Source organism: Olleya sp. KJ81-1 (assembly GCF_055808135.1).
In genome coordinates this window covers 2,768,965-2,785,393 of the sequence record NZ_CM147854.1, presented here as the reverse complement: position 1 = coordinate 2,785,393, position 16,429 = coordinate 2,768,965, and the positions used below count along the sequence as shown (strand labels likewise).

General features: G+C 32.8%; 13 protein-coding genes and 2 pseudogenes. 4 read left to right on the top strand and 11 right to left on the bottom strand.

What is annotated here, in order from left to right; all coding sequences use genetic code 11:
* Positions 1–32 precede the first annotated feature (32 nt).
* The 3 genes and pseudogenes from AC0L3M_RS13080 to AC0L3M_RS13070 all read left to right on the top strand — a co-directional run.
* A pseudogene (locus AC0L3M_RS13080) lies at positions 33–416 on the top strand (TonB-dependent receptor plug domain-containing protein); the annotation flags it as partial.
* Positions 417–437: 21 nt separating this feature from the next.
* On the top strand, positions 438–2,141 hold the full coding sequence (locus AC0L3M_RS13075; RefSeq protein WP_473431046.1) for a TonB-dependent receptor plug domain-containing protein: 1,704 nt from the start codon (positions 438–440) through the stop codon (positions 2,139–2,141).
* Between the two features lie 11 nt (positions 2,142–2,152).
* Positions 2,153–3,256 carry an HmuY family protein gene (locus AC0L3M_RS13070; protein WP_473431045.1) on the top strand — a complete coding sequence of 368 codons (1,104 nt, stop codon included), beginning with the start codon at positions 2,153–2,155 and terminating at the stop codon, positions 3,254–3,256.
* 85 nt (positions 3,257–3,341) lie between these two features.
* Here the strand turns inward: AC0L3M_RS13070 and AC0L3M_RS13065 are convergent, their stop codons facing one another.
* The 7 genes from AC0L3M_RS13065 to AC0L3M_RS13035 all read right to left on the bottom strand — a co-directional run bounded on the left by AC0L3M_RS13065 (position 3,342) and on the right by AC0L3M_RS13035 (position 11,885).
* A complete protein-coding gene (locus AC0L3M_RS13065) occupies positions 3,342–3,944 on the bottom strand; it encodes a TetR/AcrR family transcriptional regulator (RefSeq protein WP_473431044.1) in 603 nt (200 codons plus the stop codon).
* Between the two features lie 18 nt (positions 3,945–3,962).
* On the bottom strand, positions 3,963–5,381 hold the full coding sequence (locus AC0L3M_RS13060) for an efflux transporter outer membrane subunit (protein ID WP_473431043.1): 1,419 nt from the start codon (positions 5,379–5,381) through the stop codon (positions 3,963–3,965).
* A gap of 4 nt (positions 5,382–5,385) precedes the next feature.
* A complete protein-coding gene (locus tag AC0L3M_RS13055; protein WP_473431042.1) occupies positions 5,386–8,523 on the bottom strand; it encodes an efflux RND transporter permease subunit in 3,138 nt (1,045 codons plus the stop codon).
* A 22-nt stretch (positions 8,524–8,545) separates the two neighbouring features.
* Complete coding sequence (locus AC0L3M_RS13050; protein ID WP_473431041.1) at positions 8,546–9,676, bottom strand: efflux RND transporter periplasmic adaptor subunit; 1,131 nt, start codon at positions 9,674–9,676, stop codon at positions 8,546–8,548.
* A 12-nt stretch (positions 9,677–9,688) separates the two neighbouring features.
* Entirely contained in the window at positions 9,689–10,192 is a 504-nt protein-coding gene (locus AC0L3M_RS13045) for a GbsR/MarR family transcriptional regulator (protein ID WP_473431040.1), read from the bottom strand.
* Positions 10,193–10,365: 173 nt separating this feature from the next.
* A complete protein-coding gene (pheS, locus tag AC0L3M_RS13040) occupies positions 10,366–11,385 on the bottom strand; it encodes a phenylalanine--tRNA ligase subunit alpha (RefSeq protein ID WP_342861668.1) in 1,020 nt (339 codons plus the stop codon).
* 143 nt (positions 11,386–11,528) lie between these two features.
* A complete protein-coding gene (locus AC0L3M_RS13035) occupies positions 11,529–11,885 on the bottom strand; it encodes a hypothetical protein (RefSeq protein WP_292943063.1) in 357 nt (118 codons plus the stop codon).
* Positions 11,886–11,936: 51 nt separating this feature from the next.
* Between AC0L3M_RS13035 and AC0L3M_RS13030 the strand changes: the two genes are divergently transcribed.
* Positions 11,937–12,482, top strand: a complete 546-nt coding sequence (locus AC0L3M_RS13030) for a CvpA family protein (RefSeq protein ID WP_473431039.1) — start codon at positions 11,937–11,939, stop codon at positions 12,480–12,482.
* A 3-nt stretch (positions 12,483–12,485) separates the two neighbouring features.
* On the opposite strand, the pseudogene AC0L3M_RS13025 reads toward AC0L3M_RS13030, so the two are convergent.
* The 4 genes and pseudogenes from AC0L3M_RS13025 to AC0L3M_RS13010 form a co-directional block, all read right to left on the bottom strand.
* Positions 12,486–13,111 (bottom strand): annotated as a pseudogene (locus AC0L3M_RS13025) (carbonic anhydrase).
* A gap of 11 nt (positions 13,112–13,122) precedes the next feature.
* Positions 13,123–14,985 carry a SulP family inorganic anion transporter gene (locus AC0L3M_RS13020; RefSeq protein ID WP_473431038.1) on the bottom strand — a complete coding sequence of 621 codons (1,863 nt, stop codon included), beginning with the start codon at positions 14,983–14,985 and terminating at the stop codon, positions 13,123–13,125.
* Between the two features lie 104 nt (positions 14,986–15,089).
* Positions 15,090–15,758: a DUF2490 domain-containing protein gene (locus tag AC0L3M_RS13015; RefSeq protein ID WP_292943049.1), complete on the bottom strand. Its 669-nt coding sequence runs from the start codon at positions 15,756–15,758 to the stop codon at positions 15,090–15,092.
* Between the two features lie 36 nt (positions 15,759–15,794).
* A complete protein-coding gene (locus AC0L3M_RS13010) occupies positions 15,795–16,421 on the bottom strand; it encodes a carbonic anhydrase family protein (protein ID WP_292943046.1) in 627 nt (208 codons plus the stop codon).
* Between the last annotated feature and the right edge of the window lie 8 nt (positions 16,422–16,429).

Sequence of the window (16,429 nt, the reverse complement as noted above, 5' to 3'; positions counted from 1 at the left end):
AATGATTCTAAATAAAAAATATTTAACGGTTTATTTTACTTTTTTTAATCGGAATTACAGCTGCTCAAGACAAAGCAATTACAGCTAATGACTCCACACTAGTCCAAAAGCTTGAAGAAGTAGTCATTACAGGTCAATATAATCCACAATCCATTAAAAAATCCGTACATAATGTTATATTAATTGACCGAAAAAAAATAGACCAACAAGCTGCTAATAATTTAGCAGACCTACTAAATTTTAATCTTAATCTAAACATTATTCCAAGTGCCCAAACTGGACGATCAACCATATCATTTTTTGGATTAGATGCGCAATACTTTAATATTCTTGTTGATAATATACCTTTAGTAAGTGATAATGGCATTGGTAATAATATTGATTTAACTCAAATAAATTTAGACGATATCGAGCGCATAGAGATCGTTGAAGGTGCAATGGGAGTGGAATATGGTGCCAATGCAGTCTCTGGTGTTATTAATATAATTACTAAAAAAACGGTTAACCATGACTGGGAAATCCAAAGCTTTATACAAGAAGAAACTGTTAGTAATGAATATGCCTTATTTGATGAAGGCAGACATATACAAGGCATAAATATTGGCCACAATTTTAACGAAAAATGGTCTTCAAAAATTGGGTTTAACCGAAATCAGTTTGCAGGATTTTACAACAATAGACAAGGACAAAATTACTACAACAATGATGGATTAAGAGGTTACGACTGGTTACCAAAAACCCAATTAAACACTAAAGCAAGCTTAAATTATAATTCAGATAAATTTAGATTGTTTTACAAATTCGAGTTTTTTAATGAAGATTTAAATTTCTATGATGCTGCTGTTAGAGCCAATATAAATGTGCAAACACAAACCAGTAATCCATCTGCAACAGATAAAATATTTACTACAAATCGTTTTGTAAATAACTTAAACATTAGTGGCTCACTAACGTCTGGCGCTAATTATAATGCGTCCTTATCTTATCAAACACAAAAGCGTGACTTAAATCAGTTTAACTATTTTATTATCACAAAGGACAAGACAAATCAAACTGATCAAACCTACCAATCCAGTAATGTGCTTTTCTCCAAAGGAACTATTAACAACCTATCCAAAAAAGACTTTTACAATTATCAATTAGGTTATGAAGCTAGATTTATAAAAGGGTTTGACACACAAGCTTCAGGAGAAATCACGCAACAAGATCAAACGCAAAAACAGAATAACTATGCAGTATTCTCCTCTTCAGAATTTAAATTATCTAGTAAATTATCCATTCGTCCAGGATTGCGATATGAATACAATTCTAAATTTAAATCTCAAATATTAGGATCGTTTAGCACTAGGTATTTATTAAATAAAGGTTACGAACTAAGAGCGAGCATTGGATCATCTTACAGAACTCCAAATTTTGAAGAGTTGTACTACTATTTTGTAGATTCTAACCACGATGTTAGAGGTAACGAAAATCTAAGTCCAGAAGAAGGGTTTTCAGCTTTTTTAAATATTAAAAAACGAAGTTGGTTTAAAAACATATCCTTAACTAACAATTTAAAATTAAGCTACATAACACTTAAAGACAAGATTGAGTTAGCACTAGTCAACCCTTCTCCTTTGCAATACCAATACATCAATATTGATGCCTATAAACTATTTGGAATAACCACAGAAAACACTATTAAACATGAGCATTGGACTTTTAATTTAGGTGCAACTTTACAAGGCGTGTCTAGAGTAATGAATGATGAAGTTAATGCAGAAAATGACTTTTTATACGCATTGCAACTTAATACAAGTGCTAGTTATTTAATTAAAAAATGGGACACTGCTTTAACCGTCCTTTTAAAATATAACGGAAAACAACAAAACTACATTGCAGAAGGTACAGATGATAGTGGAAACAACACCTTTAAAAAATATAATACTGATGCTTATAGTTGGATGGATGCCTCAATAAAAAAATCTTTTTTTAATAACAAACTACAAGCTACAATTGGTGGTAGAAACCTATTGGATGTCACTAGCGTTGCTATTAATGGCGCAAATACAACAGGAACACACAGTACTACTAACAGTAGCCTACTACTAGGTTACGGAAGATCATATTACCTAAAACTATTATATAATTTAAATTTTTAAAAACAAATACAATGAAAAACAAACTATTTACTCTAGCACTTTGCATGACAGCAATAGTATTTACTAACTGTAGTAGCGACGACGATAATACACCAACACAACCGATAACAGTTGTTATTGAAGGAGCAGCAGTAGCGCCAACAGTTGGTGGTCCAAATCAGCAAAACCAAGTATATGTAGACTTAAGTACAAATACAACCACAAGCGTACAACGTGACTCTTGGGATTTAGGATTTTATTCAGGAACAGAATTTAGAGTGGTCATAAATGGATCTATTGCTATGGCTGCAGCACAATTAACCACTGCAGATATTGATGCGGTAAACTCTACAAATCAAGAAGTACTAGACTTACAACCTATGGTTAAAACCAATACTTATAACCAAGCTAGCATGCAATATGTTGATGCGCCAAATGGAGCATTAAATGGTACTGCATTTTCTGCTATTACAGCAACAGATGCAGATAATCCAGTATACCTAGTAAACTTAGGTTACACTGTCGGAACAGAAACTCCTGCCACAGGTAGTATTGACACTACGGATGACGAGAGAGGTTGGAAAAAAGTTAGAGTATTACAAGATGGTACAAACTATATCTTACAATATGCAGATTTAGATGATACGACACACCAAGAAGTAATCATCTCTAAAAACACCTCTTATAACTATACGTTTTTTAGCTTTGATGCTACTAGTGAAATAGTAATTGAACCTACTAAAGAAGCATGGGATTTAAACTTTACTACGTTTACAGACGAAGTATTTATAGGCTCAGATAGTTATGGTCCATACTTTTATTCTGACTTTGTAGTTACAAACACTAAACAAAGTACTAATGCGTATGTAATAGATACGGAAATACAATCTGAGTTTTCCTATGATAATTTTACGCTTGCAGATGTTGATAACACACAATTTTCTGACGATCAAAGAAGTATTGGAAGTAGTTGGAGAAACAGTGGTGGACCAAGTTCATCTCCATCACTAAAAGACAATGTATTTTATATTATTAGAGACACAGATGGAAACTTATATAAACTCAAGTTTTTAGCACTATTTAATGAAGCTGGAGAACGTGGTTATCCTGAGTTTGTTTATAGCTTACTACAATAATTTCTTTAAAATTTAATGAATCCCTAACAAAATGCCTTAACAGATTATCGTTAAGGCTTTTTAATTTTTATAAGATTTTTTATTCTTAAAATATGTTTTCTAAATGTGTATTGGAATAATCATTACTTACTATCCCTTTTAAATTATATAACACCAAATGTTTAAACAGCATATCTTTTGTATAAATTTCAAATAAGTTATTCTCTTTAAAAACAAGATTATCAATTCTAAAAAAATAGATTTTCACTATTAATTCAATATTAATTTCGGGTCTTATATCGCCTTTTAATTGTGCCTCAATAAGTAAATCTTGTATGGTTTTATGTGCTAATTCTTCAGAGAAATTATCAAATAACAAACTTGCTTTAGGGTAGTATTTTTGTATTCCAAAAATAAAAGAGGGTTTAAAGTATTTTAAATACTCAAACCCTCTACGGTAAATTAAAATAACACACAAAACAGGATCTTTACCATTGCTATTAACAATCCCATTTATATCGTTTTTATACTCGTTTAATAAACTGTCTAGACTTGATGTTACTAAGTCTTCTTTGTTTTTAAAAAAAGAATAAATTGTTTTTTTAGATATACCAAGCTCAGTTGCTAAATCGTCTAAAGTCACATGTTTACTACCAAATCTAGTAAACTTAGCAATAGCACATTGCAGCAATTGAGCTTTGGTTATCATTTCATTTAGATTAAAATATTATCTCCATCCACCACCAAGTGCTTCGTATAAATCTACGATAGACACTAGTTGCTGTAATTGGCTGTTAATAATATTAAGTTCCGCATTTAAAGCGCTTTCTCTAGCTGTTAATAAGTCTAAATAGTTAGCGTAACCATTTTTAAGTAACTCGTTAGAATTAGCTTCGGCTGTACGTAAAGCTTCGACTTCATTTTTTCTAAATTCAAACTTTTTAGTTTCAGCCTTATAAGTATATAACGCATTAGATACTTCACTTCCTGCCACTAACAATGTTTGCTTAAATCTAAGTAATGCTTGTTCTTGTTGTACAAAAGCAACTTCTCTTTGAGTTTTTAACTTTCGTTGATTAAAAATAGGTTGCGTAATTCCGCCTATAATATTTGCAAAAATCGAATTTGCATTAATTAAATTATCTACATCTAAGCTTTCTAAACCACCAGAAGCAGTTAATGTTAAAGAAGGATATAAGTTACTTTTGGCAACATTACTTAACTCAAAAGAATTTATTAAGCCATACTCTGCAGCCATAACATCAGGTCTGTTACTTAATAATGTTGCAGGAACACCCAATACTATATCTTGATCTATATTTTGGATATCTAAACTACTTCTTTCAAAAGTTTGAGGTGATTTTCCTAATAAAATACTTAGCGTATTTTCAGTTTTAAAAATAGCAACTTCAATATCTACCTGTAACGCTTTGGCACTGTTATATTGTGCAATATTTTGGTCTACCGCAACTTGTGTTACTTGTCCAGCGTCTTTTAAAGCTTTAATGGTTTTTACACCACTTTCTCTAGTTAAAATAGTTTGTTTAGTCACTTCTAATTGCGCATCTAATGCCAATAAATTATAGTATGTATTAGCAATACTAGAAATTAATTGCGTTTTTACTGCTTGATGTCCTGCGACACTTTGTAAGTAAGCAGCTTGTGTTGCACGCTTATTACTTCTAATTTTTCCCCAAATATCTGCTTCCCAAGATAAGTTAGCTGTAATATCATAAGTATCTAATCCACCACTAAATAAAGCTCCAAATTGACTGTTTTCTGACAACTCTTGGTGTGTTGCATTTGCGCCAACACTTACGGATGGTAAATAACCAGCTTTACCTTGTTTTGCATAAGCTTGAGCAGCTAATATTTGCTGCAAAGCAATACGTACATCCATATTATTTTGAAGACCTTCTTCTATATATTTTTGAAGGTATTGGTCTGTAAATAAATTTTTCCAAGATACATCTGCAATAGATACGCTATCTGTTGGTAAATTATCGGTTCTGTAAAGTGCTTGCGTTTCAGCATCTAAATCTGGTCTCACATAATCTTGAGCTACAAAACAACTTTGTAGTGTTAATGCAACAACTAGTATTAATGCGCCTTTACTAAAGTTTCTATGTTTTAATATTGATTTCATTGTTTTAGTCTTCAATAGTTTGTACTGCTGGTTTACCCGAAACTTTTTCTTGTAACCATTGGAATAATATAAATAAGATTGGAATAACAAATACTCCTAGAATAGTACCAATTAACATTCCTCCTGCTGCTCCAGAACCAATCGAGTTGTTTCCTTCAGATCCAACACCTGTTGCTAATGCTAATGGCATTAAACCTAAAATAAAAGCGAACGAGGTCATTAAAATTGGACGTAAACGTGATTTGGCTCCATGGATTGCTGCATCTACAATACTCTCGCCATTTTTTCGTCTGGCCAAAGCAAACTCGACAATAAGTATGGCATTTTTGGCTAATAGACCAATAAGCATGATTAAAGCAATTTGGAAATATATGTTGTTTTCTAATCCTAAAAACTTAGTTGTAATATAAGCTCCAAAGACACCAAATGGTAATGAGAATATGACAGCAAATGGTAATAAATAACTTTCATATTGTGCACTTAGTAAAAAGTATACAAACAGAATACTAAGTATAAATATAAACGTTGTTTGGTTTCCTGCATTAACCTCTTCACGTGTTAAACCAGAATATGCCACTGTATAATTACTTGGTAATTTTGCAACTTCTTCTTCAATAACTCTAATAGCATCACCTGTACTAAAACCTTCGTTTGTAGCACCAGAAATCATGGTAGAATTAAATAAGTTGAAACGCGTTACCGATTGTGGTCCATACACACGCTCTAACGTTACAAACTGTGTTATTGGTGTCATCTCGCCAGAATCTGTACGTACATACATGCTATTTAAAGCGTTTTCATCTGCTCTGTCTTCTGGTAAAGCCTGAATGTATACTCTAAATTGTTTTCCAAATCTAGAGAAATCTGAAGCATAAATTCCACCAATATAACCTTGTAATGTTGAAAATATACTACTTACAGATACACCTTTTTCTTTAGCTAATGGTACATTAACTTCCATTTCGTATTGTGGATAACTTGTACTAAAAGATGATGTTGCATATTTAATTTCTGGATGACTCATTAAAGCCATAGAAAAATCTTTATTAGCTTGATCTAAATCTGTAAACTCACCACCAAATTTATCTAATAAGTTAATTTCAAAACCTGCTGAATTACCAAAACCACGTATACTTGGAGGCGAAAAGAATATAATATTGGCATCAGGTATTCCTGCTGCTACACCAAATAATTTTCCAGTAATTGCTTCCGCAGAAAGTGAAGCATCTTCACGTTCATCCCAGTTTTTAAGTTTTATAATACCAAAACCAAAGTTACTACCTGCACCACTAATTAAACTTCTACCTTTAATAAAGTTTACAGCTTCAATACCATCAATGTTTTCTATTTGAGCGTATAGTTTTCTTGCTACAGCATCTGTTCTATCTAATGATGCTCCAGGAGGTAATTCGATATTAGCAAACACAATTCCTCTATCTTCATTAGGTACAAAACCTGTTGGAGTTGTTGTTGAAGCCCAATAAATACCAACTACTGCAATAATTAATAGTAATACTGAAATAAATTTCTTTTTGTATAAAAACTGCAGCGATTTTCCATACTTATCAATTGTTGCATTAAATCCACGATTAAATAATGTATAAAAACGCTTTAATGGACCTTTTCCTTTTAACTCTTCATCTTCTTTATGTTCTTTTAATAATAAAGCACATAATGCTGGACTTAAGGTTAAGGCATTTACTGCCGAAATTAAAATGGCAATAATTAAAGTTACACCAAACTGCTCATAAAATACTCCTGTTGGTCCAGTTACAAAGGTTACAGGAATAAATACTGCTGCCATAACTAACGTAATAGAAATAATGGCACCAGAAATTTCACTCATTGCAGTAATGGTTGCTTTTTTCGGGTTGTGTTCGCCTTCATCCATTTTAGCATGGACAGCTTCCACAACAACTATGGCATCATCTACTACAATACCAATAGCAAGTACTAAGGCAAATAGCGTTAATAAGTTGATAGAATACCCAAATACATTCAAGAAAAAGAAGGTACCAATAATAGATACAGGTACTGCAATTGCAGGAATTAATGTAGAACGGAAATCTTGTAAGAATATAAATACTACCAAGAATACCAGTAAAAAGGCTTCTAATAAAGTAGTTATTACTTTATCTATCGACGCATTTAAGAATAAACTTGTATCGTATGGTACAAATATGTCTAAGCCTTCTGGAAGATCTGCTTTTACATCTTCTAAAGTAGACTTAATATTTTCAATAATTTCTTGTGCGTTAGAGCCTTTAGTCTGGAAAATTCCCATAAAAACTGCAGGATTACCCATGCTCATCGCGTTAGATGCGTAAGATTGTGCATCCAACTCTATAGTTGCTACATCTTTTAAACGTAAAAATTCTCCGTTTCCTAAGGCTTTAATAACAATATCACTGTATTGTGCTTCGTCTTTAAAACGACCACTATAAGTTAAAGTATATGAAAATGATTCACCATTATTTTCTCCTAACGATCCAGCTGCTGCTTCTAAGTTTTGTTCAGCTAAAGCTGCAGAAATATCTGAAGGTATTAAATTATAAGATGCTAATTTTTCTGGGTTTAACCAAATACGCATCGCGTAATCTTGTTGCGAGAATACACTAACATCTCCAACACCACTAATACGTTGCATTGCTGGAATAACGTTTATTTTTAGGTAATTCTGAATAAAAGTAGCATCGTAATCGTCACTCTCAGAATACATTGAGATAAACATTAGTGCACTTGTTTCTTGCTTTTGAGTGGTAATACCTGTTTGTATTACCTCTTGCGGTAATAAAGGTGTTGCTCTAGACACACGGTTTTGTACGTTTACAGCTGCAATATCTGCATCAATTTCTTGATCAAAATACACGGTAATTTCGGCTGCACCTGTGTTAGATGCTGTAGAGGTGATGTATGTCATCCCTTCTACACCATTAATTTGTTCTTCGATAGGTATTATAACACTCTCTAAAACGGTTTCGGCATTTGCTCCTGTATAATTTGCAACTACTTTAATGGTTGGAGGTGCAATATCTGGATATTCCTCTATAGGTAAGCTAGTTATACTAATAACTCCTAGTAAAACTATGATAATAGAGATTACTGTTGAAAGCACTGGTCTTTCAATGAATGTTTTTAACATGATAAATATGTTTGGTGGTTATCTAATTTCTAAATAAAGTTGGAACTGGTTTAATTGCTTCGTCAAAAGACGTGTCCTGAGGTGCAATTGCCATACCGTTTCTTAACTTTCCTACTCCTGAAATAATAATCTTATCGTTAGCCTCTAAACCAGAATCTACTACATATAAATTATCTACTGTTCCTTTAACTTTTAAAATTGAAGTTTCTACTTTATTGTCAGCTCCTAATTTAAAAATCATAATATTACCTTGCTGCTCAAAAGTTGCAGTTTGTGGCACAACGATAGCGTCTTTATACTCTATTGGAAATTTAATTTTTCCGCTGTTTCCGTTAGTTAAAATTTCATTTGGATTATCAAAAGCAGCTCTAATCTGTATTGTACCTGTACTTTGGTTAATTTGTCCTGTACTGGTTTGAATACGACCTTTTTCAGAATATTCTTTTCCATTCGCTAAAACTAAAGTTAAGTCTGGCGAATTTTTAATACGCTCTGCTTTATTTTGACCTTCGGAGCGTTGTAAATGATCTATATATTGCGCTTCGTTAAAACTAAAAAAAGCATAAACTTCGTCTATTTGACTAACAGTTGTTAGTGGTGTTGCATCACTAGGACTAATTAAAGCACCTTCTCTAAAATTAATGGCACCAACAAAGCCATCTATTGGACTTTTAATTGTCGCGTAACCAATATTTGCAGTTACACCACTATAATTAGCTTTAGCTTGTGCTAAATTAGCTTTTGCAGTTTCTAATTGTACTGGACTAATAATGTTTTTTTCTACTAAAGGAATTAGTTTGTCAACCTCAACTTGTGCCACATTAACACGTGCTTTTGCTGCACCTGCATCTTGACTTAACGATTGTGTTTCTAGTTTAAATAAGACTTGTCCTTTACGTACTTTTTGTCCTTCGTCTACATATACTTTTTCTACATATCCCGAAGTTTTTGCTCTTACATCACTATTTACTTTGCCTTCAATAGTTGTTGGGTATTCTGTAAATCCTGTTACCGTTTTAGGCTGTAATTGTGTTACAGGAAAAGGTGAAGGTGGAGCTTCTGCAACTGGTTTGTTTTGGTCTTTGCTACCACAACTTACAATGACTAAGAATACGCCTAGTGATAGTATTGTTAATAATTTATTATGTCTCATTTTTTACTTTATTTAAATATTGAATTGATTGTCTATTATTTTTACTCTTAACGCTTTAATTGAATCTGATGCTCCATCTATAAATTTGATATAATCATCATGAAAACTTAAATCAAATTTTTCATCATCATTTTCAATTTTAACATTATTGATACTTTCTTTATAGTCTTTAATTTCTACGTGTATTTTACGTTCTTCATCCCAATGACTAACCATATTATCTATATGCTGAATAATGGTGTCCTTTTTTATAACAAAATACTTTTTACGATCTCCTGTTTTTGTGAAGTATTGAATTTTGTTTAAATCTTGTAAATGATTAAGATGCGTTGATATAGTACTTTTACTAGCGCATAAAACTGTTACCATTTCTTCAAAAGTGGTTCCTTTTTTACCTGTTAAAATGATATATGCCAAAATACGCGCAGCAACAGGTGCTAATTGCTCTCTGTTTTCTAAATGAACGCCTAGTTTTTCAACCAAGCTCATTTTTTGTTTGCAGATTTCTTCTTTCATTAATTAAAAAATTTTAATTCTATTTTAGGAAATAGGATTTATGACACCTAAATCCATTGCAAATTTACACTCTAGTTCGGAACAAACCGAACTAAACGAAGTTAAAATGTTGTTAAATAAAAAAGCCAACTATTAACAGTTGGCTTTAAATTTATATTACTTGATTATCAGTGCTATAAAGAAGATTTGAATTGTTCTAAAAATCTTACATCGTTTTCACTTAACAACCTTATGTCTCCTATTTGATGTAATAACATTGCTATACGGTCTATACCTACACCAAAAGCAAATCCAGAATATTCTTCTGCATCTATACCACAATTGGTTAATACATTTGGATCTACCATACCACAACCACCTATTTCCAACCAACCGGTTCCTTTGGTGATTTTATAATCTGTTTCTGTTTCAAGTCCCCAATACACATCTATTTCTGCACTTGGCTCTGTAAACGGAAAGTATGATGGACGTAATCTAATTTTAGATTTACCAAAAAGCTCTGTGGTAAAGTATTGTAAGGTTTGCTTTAAGTCTGCAAAACTGACGTCTTTATCTATGTACAACCCTTCTACTTGATGGAAAAAACAGTGTGAACGTGCAGATATTGCTTCGTTACGATATACACGTCCTGGAGATATTGTACGTATTGGTGGTTTATTGTTTTCCATATATCGCACTTGTACAGAACTTGTATGCGTACGTAATAGGATATCTGGATTGGTTTGCACAAAAAACGTGTCTTGCATGTCTCTTGCTGGATGGTATTCTGGCAAGTTAAGTGCTGTAAAGTTGTGCCAATCGTCTTCTATTTCTGGACCTTCGCTAACATTAAATCCAATGTTTGAAAAGATATCGATAATTTGATTTTTTACTATAGATATTGGGTGACGTGAGCCAATGGTTATTGGTTCTCCAGGTCTTGATAAATCTCCACTTATACCTGCGTCTTGTGTATTGTTGTCTAGCTCCTCCTTTAAAGCATTAACTTTATTTTGAGCTGTAGTTTTAAGGGTGTTAATTACTTGACCAAATTCTTTTTTCTGGTCGTTTGCTACGTTTTTAAATTCGGCAAAATAGTCATTAAGTAATCCTTTTTTTCCTAAATACTTTATACGAAACGCTTCAACCTCTTCTTTGGTTTGTGCCTTAAAGGCTTCTGCTTCTGCTATAAGTTCTTTTATCTTGTCTATCATGATCTTCTAAATGATTGGCAAATTTATGAATTTTATCGTGATTTGCGTTAGCGATGGAGGCATTTGTTGAAGCTCTTTTATTTGCCTTAAAGCAAATTAAAAGCGACTGCCGAGAGCGCGACCCTTGGGTAACGCCCAAAAATTTATTTAATATAATCGGTTTCTATAAAGTAGTTTACTATGGCTTCTTTCATTAAGATGCTTTGTTCTCCTGCTTTTAAATTTGGTAATTCTTCTTTTGCTATGTAGTGTGGCCAACCGTCTTCGTCTACAAAATCAAACTCGTAATACCCATAAGGTGTTAGCAGTTTACAGATTGCGATATGCATAAGGTCTAGCTTATGGTCTTTTTTAAATTTACGGTCTAATTGTCCTAACTCTTGTACGCCTATTAAATAAATTATTGCATCTAAATCTAGTGTGTCTCCATCTGCAAATTGGTTAGATAATTTGGTTACAACCTCTTGCCATCTCTCTTTTAACTGTTCGTCTCTTGCCATATTAATTTTAAAGTCGCAAAGTTAATTTATATTTGTCTAAAATCTAACTTTATGGCTTTAATTGATATTGTTTTAGGTGCTTTACTATTATTTGGTTTGGTACGTGGTTTGTTTAAGGGTCTTTTTGTAGAACTTGCGTCCATTGTTGCTTTAATTGCTGGTGTTTATGGTGCTATCCATTTTAGCTATTTTGTTGCAGAATTTTTAATGGATAAGACATCTTGGAATGAAAAAACAATTAATACTACTGCGTTTGCTATTACGTTTGTGATTATAATTTTAGTAATTAGTTTAGCTGGTAAAGCCTTAACTAAGTTAGCTGATTTTGCGTCTTTAGGAATTTTAAATAAACTTTTAGGTGCTGCTTTTGGTGCGCTTAAAATTGGTTTAATTTTGAGTGTTTTATTGATTGTTTTTGATAAAATGAATAATACTATCCCTTTTGTGCAGGAGGAAGATATTGAAGATTCTATTTTATATGCTCCTGTAAAATCATTAGCTCCAATGATTTTTCCTAGTATTATTAAGTCTGATGATCCTTTATTGGAAGAGCCTATAATTGATCCAGAGGAACCGACTACTGAATCTGAAGTTTAAGGTTTAATCTAAGTGATAAATTTCCATTATGTCTTCTAGGTAATGATCAAAATCTATTTTTAGGTCAATTAGCTTACCTGTATGTACATCAAACACCCAACCATGTACTTTTAGGTCTCGATCTCTGTATGCTTTTTGTACTGCTGCTGTTTTTAATAGATTAACACATTGTTCTTTTACGTTTAGCTCTACTAAACGGTCGTATTTTTTTCGTCGTCTTGGATTGCGTTTAACTCGTTTTTATGTATGCGATATACATCACGTATGTTACGCAACCAAGAGTTTAACACACCCAAATCTGCGGATTGCATCGCTGCTTTTACGCCTCCACACGCATAGTGACCACAAACAACAACGTGATTAACTTTTAAGTGTACCACTGCATACTCTACAACTGACATGGCACTTAGGTCGTTACCTGATACCATATTTGCAATATTACGATGTACAAAAGCTTCTCCTGGACCTAAACCCATTAAATCCTCGGCAGTTACACGACTATCACTACAACCTATATATAGTAATTCTGGACTTTGTCCTTTACCTAAATTCTCGAAATAGTCCTTATCTATGGATAATTTACCTTGTACAAACTTTTGATTATTCTCAAATACTTTTTTGATATCCATTATTGACTACCTTAAAATTTATCCTCTACATTAGTTTTAATCCAATGTAAGCATGAATTAAAGTCTTTAAAAATATGTTGTGTTGGTATTAATTCTGGAATAATACCAATACGTTCCATCATGTATCGTGGTTGTTTTAATAGGTTAACAAACAACACATTTATGTTTTGTTTTTTTAAATCTACCAAAACGTCTTCCATTGCATATAATCCAGATTGATCCATATACTGCATACGACCCAATCTAATTACTACTGTTTTTGCTGTACTTGGGATTTGTTTTGCTAATTGCTGAAAGTCTGATGTTGAACCAAAAAATAATGGTCCTTTGATGTGTTTTATAAATACTTCTTCTTTTAAGGCTACAGGGAAATTTGACTCGTCTGACCAAGCTTCTTCCTTTAACGGTTTAACGTCTGAACGTTGCGCTGTAAGGTCTCCAATTTTTTTCATGAATAATAATGATGCGATAACCAAACCAATACCCACTGCATAAATTAAATCCCATACGCTAGACAGTACTAATACAACAAGCATTATCAATACTTCAGAGCTGACTTTTAATGGTCCAATCTTCATGTCCTTTGGTAATGCAGGAATTGCTTTTAGACCTTTATAATCCATAACACCAATCCCTACTGTAATTAAAATACCTGCTAATACTGCTGCTGGAATTTTTGATGCAACTGGTCCTAATGCTAATAAGATAAATAATAGCATTACACCTGCAATCATACCAGATAGTCTAGTACGTCCACCTGCATTAATGTTTACTACAGTTCTGATGGTTGCACCAGCTCCTGGAATACCACCAAAAATTGAAGCGATACTGTTACCTATACCTTGTCCTATTAATTCTTTATTAGGGTTGTGCTTAGTCTTGGTCATATTATCTGCTACAACACTTGTTAACAACGAGTCAATTGCACCTAATAATGCTAATGTTATTGCTGTAAAGATATAAGGCGAAATACTAGCGAAACTAAAACCTGTTATTATTTCAAAATTAGGTATTGGTAATCCTGATGGGATTTCTTCAATGGGACGATAGCCTAAACCAAAACCATAGGCTACACCAGAAACCACGACTAATGCCACTAAAGCACTTGGTATTTTGGTTGTTATACGCTTAAAACCATATACTATAAATATGGTAGCTAACGCTAAGGCAAGCTCTAACCAATTTATATTTTGAATAGCTCTTGGTAATACTTTTAATGTCCCTAAAACGCCTGAAGCTTCAGTTTTTGCCAGTGTTTTAGACTCTTTTGCAATGTCCTCCGGTTGTAACTCTCCAGCTCTTTTAATAGTTTCTTTAAAATCTTCTAAGACTAAAATCCCTTCTCCTGCTTCCTCTCTAAGAATGTTTTCTAAAATTAACTCTTCAGCTTGTGGCTTAAATTTGTTGACGTACTCTATATCCTCTTTTGGATAATAACCAATGGATGGCAAGATTTGCGTCACTAATATTATAACACCAATTGCAGTCATAAAACCAGATACAACTGGATATGGTATATATTTAATGTATTTACCAAAACCTAAAACACCTAATCCAACTTGTACTAAACCTGCTAATAAAAATACGCTTAAGATATATGGCAATGCCTTAGTAACGTCACCATCATGCGTTGCAATTATACTAGCAATTACAACCATACTTACTGCTGTCATTGGAGCAGTAGGACCAGAAATTTGAGTTGGTGTGCCACCAAAAAAGGCTGCAAAAAAACTAATAAATATAGCTCCATATAAACCTGCACTAGGTCCTAAACCAGAGGAAACACCAAAAGCTAATGCTAATGGTAAAGCCACAATACCTGCTGTGATACCTCCAAATGCATCTCCTTTAAAATTGGCAAAAAATTTCTTCATAGTTTAATAGTTGGGTTTATACTAAATTAACATTTTTTTTGAAGAATAAAAGTTTAGCCTGCTCTATCAATCTTAATTAACAGTAAATTATGAGTTTGTGAGTTTTAAAAATTAACAAACGCCATTATATTGATTTGATCTCTGCTTGAGGTTTCAAAAAACTGATTCATGTATCCTAATTCTAACCTTAGTTGTTTAGAAAATTGGTACCCTAATCCTCCATACAAACGGTTTCTGTCAAAGATTTCACTTTTAGTGTTTAAAAAAATCTCATTATAAGCTGAAAGATACAATGGATTATTACCATCAGCCTTATTTTGTAACGGAATCTTTAAGCCTAAAAAGTATCTAAATCGCATTTTAAAATCATCTTCAACAAAACGTTGTTCAAAGCGATAACGATGACTTAAATTAAGCACTCCAACATTTTGCTTTGTTGTAAACTGCTGAAAAATTCGATGTTCGTTTACTGATACTTTTTGATCTGTATCTCCAACATAGTTTTCTGATAATATATAACCGTAACCAAGTAGTAGGTTGTTATTGTTTTCGGTTAGGTTATACCCTAAACCTGTCCTTAACAATAATTGCTCTAAATCTCCTACAGCATCGTAATTACGGTATTGCACTTCGTTATGAATATTCCATCCATTTTTAAGCTCTTTACTTCCAATATAGATTAGCCAATTACCTAAATTACTATCTTGGCTTAGTCCATAAAAAGGCAACACTAACATAAATGTTAGTGTTGCTATTATTTTATTCCTTTTCATTTTCATTTTCAAAATCCTCATAAAAATTGTCTTTTTCTAGTAAAAATCTACTGCTCCTGTATTAATATCATACATAGCACCAACGATTTTTATTTCGCCATTTTTTTCCATTTCTGTTAAAATTGGGCTTTCTGCGTGTATTCTATCTATTGTTAAATGCACGTTTTTCTTAGATACTTCATCTACAAATTGTAAGTTTTTAGAAGTACGTAAACTTTCATCTTTAGGCTCTGTTACCGCATTTACGGCTGGTGTAATTTTTTGGATTAACTTAGTTAAGTTACCCATCTCTGCATGATCACAAGCACCTTTAACTGCTCCGCAACTAGTGTGACCTAACACGACGATAACTTTTGTACCAGCTAACTTACATGCAAACTCCATACTACCTAAGATGTCTTCGTTTACAAAATTACCTGCGATACGAACACTAAAAATATCTCCTAGACCTTGATCAAAAACCAACTCGGCAGAAACACGAGAATCTATACAACTTAATATTGTTGCAAAAGGAAATTGTCCTTCACTAGTATCGTTAACCTGCTCTAAAAGGTTACGATTTGCTTTAAGGTTGTTTTGAAATCTCTCATTTCCTTCTACTAAAAACTGTATTGCTTTATCAGGCGTTAATGTTGCCTGAGTTTCTTTTGTATGTGCTTTCATTTTTGTGT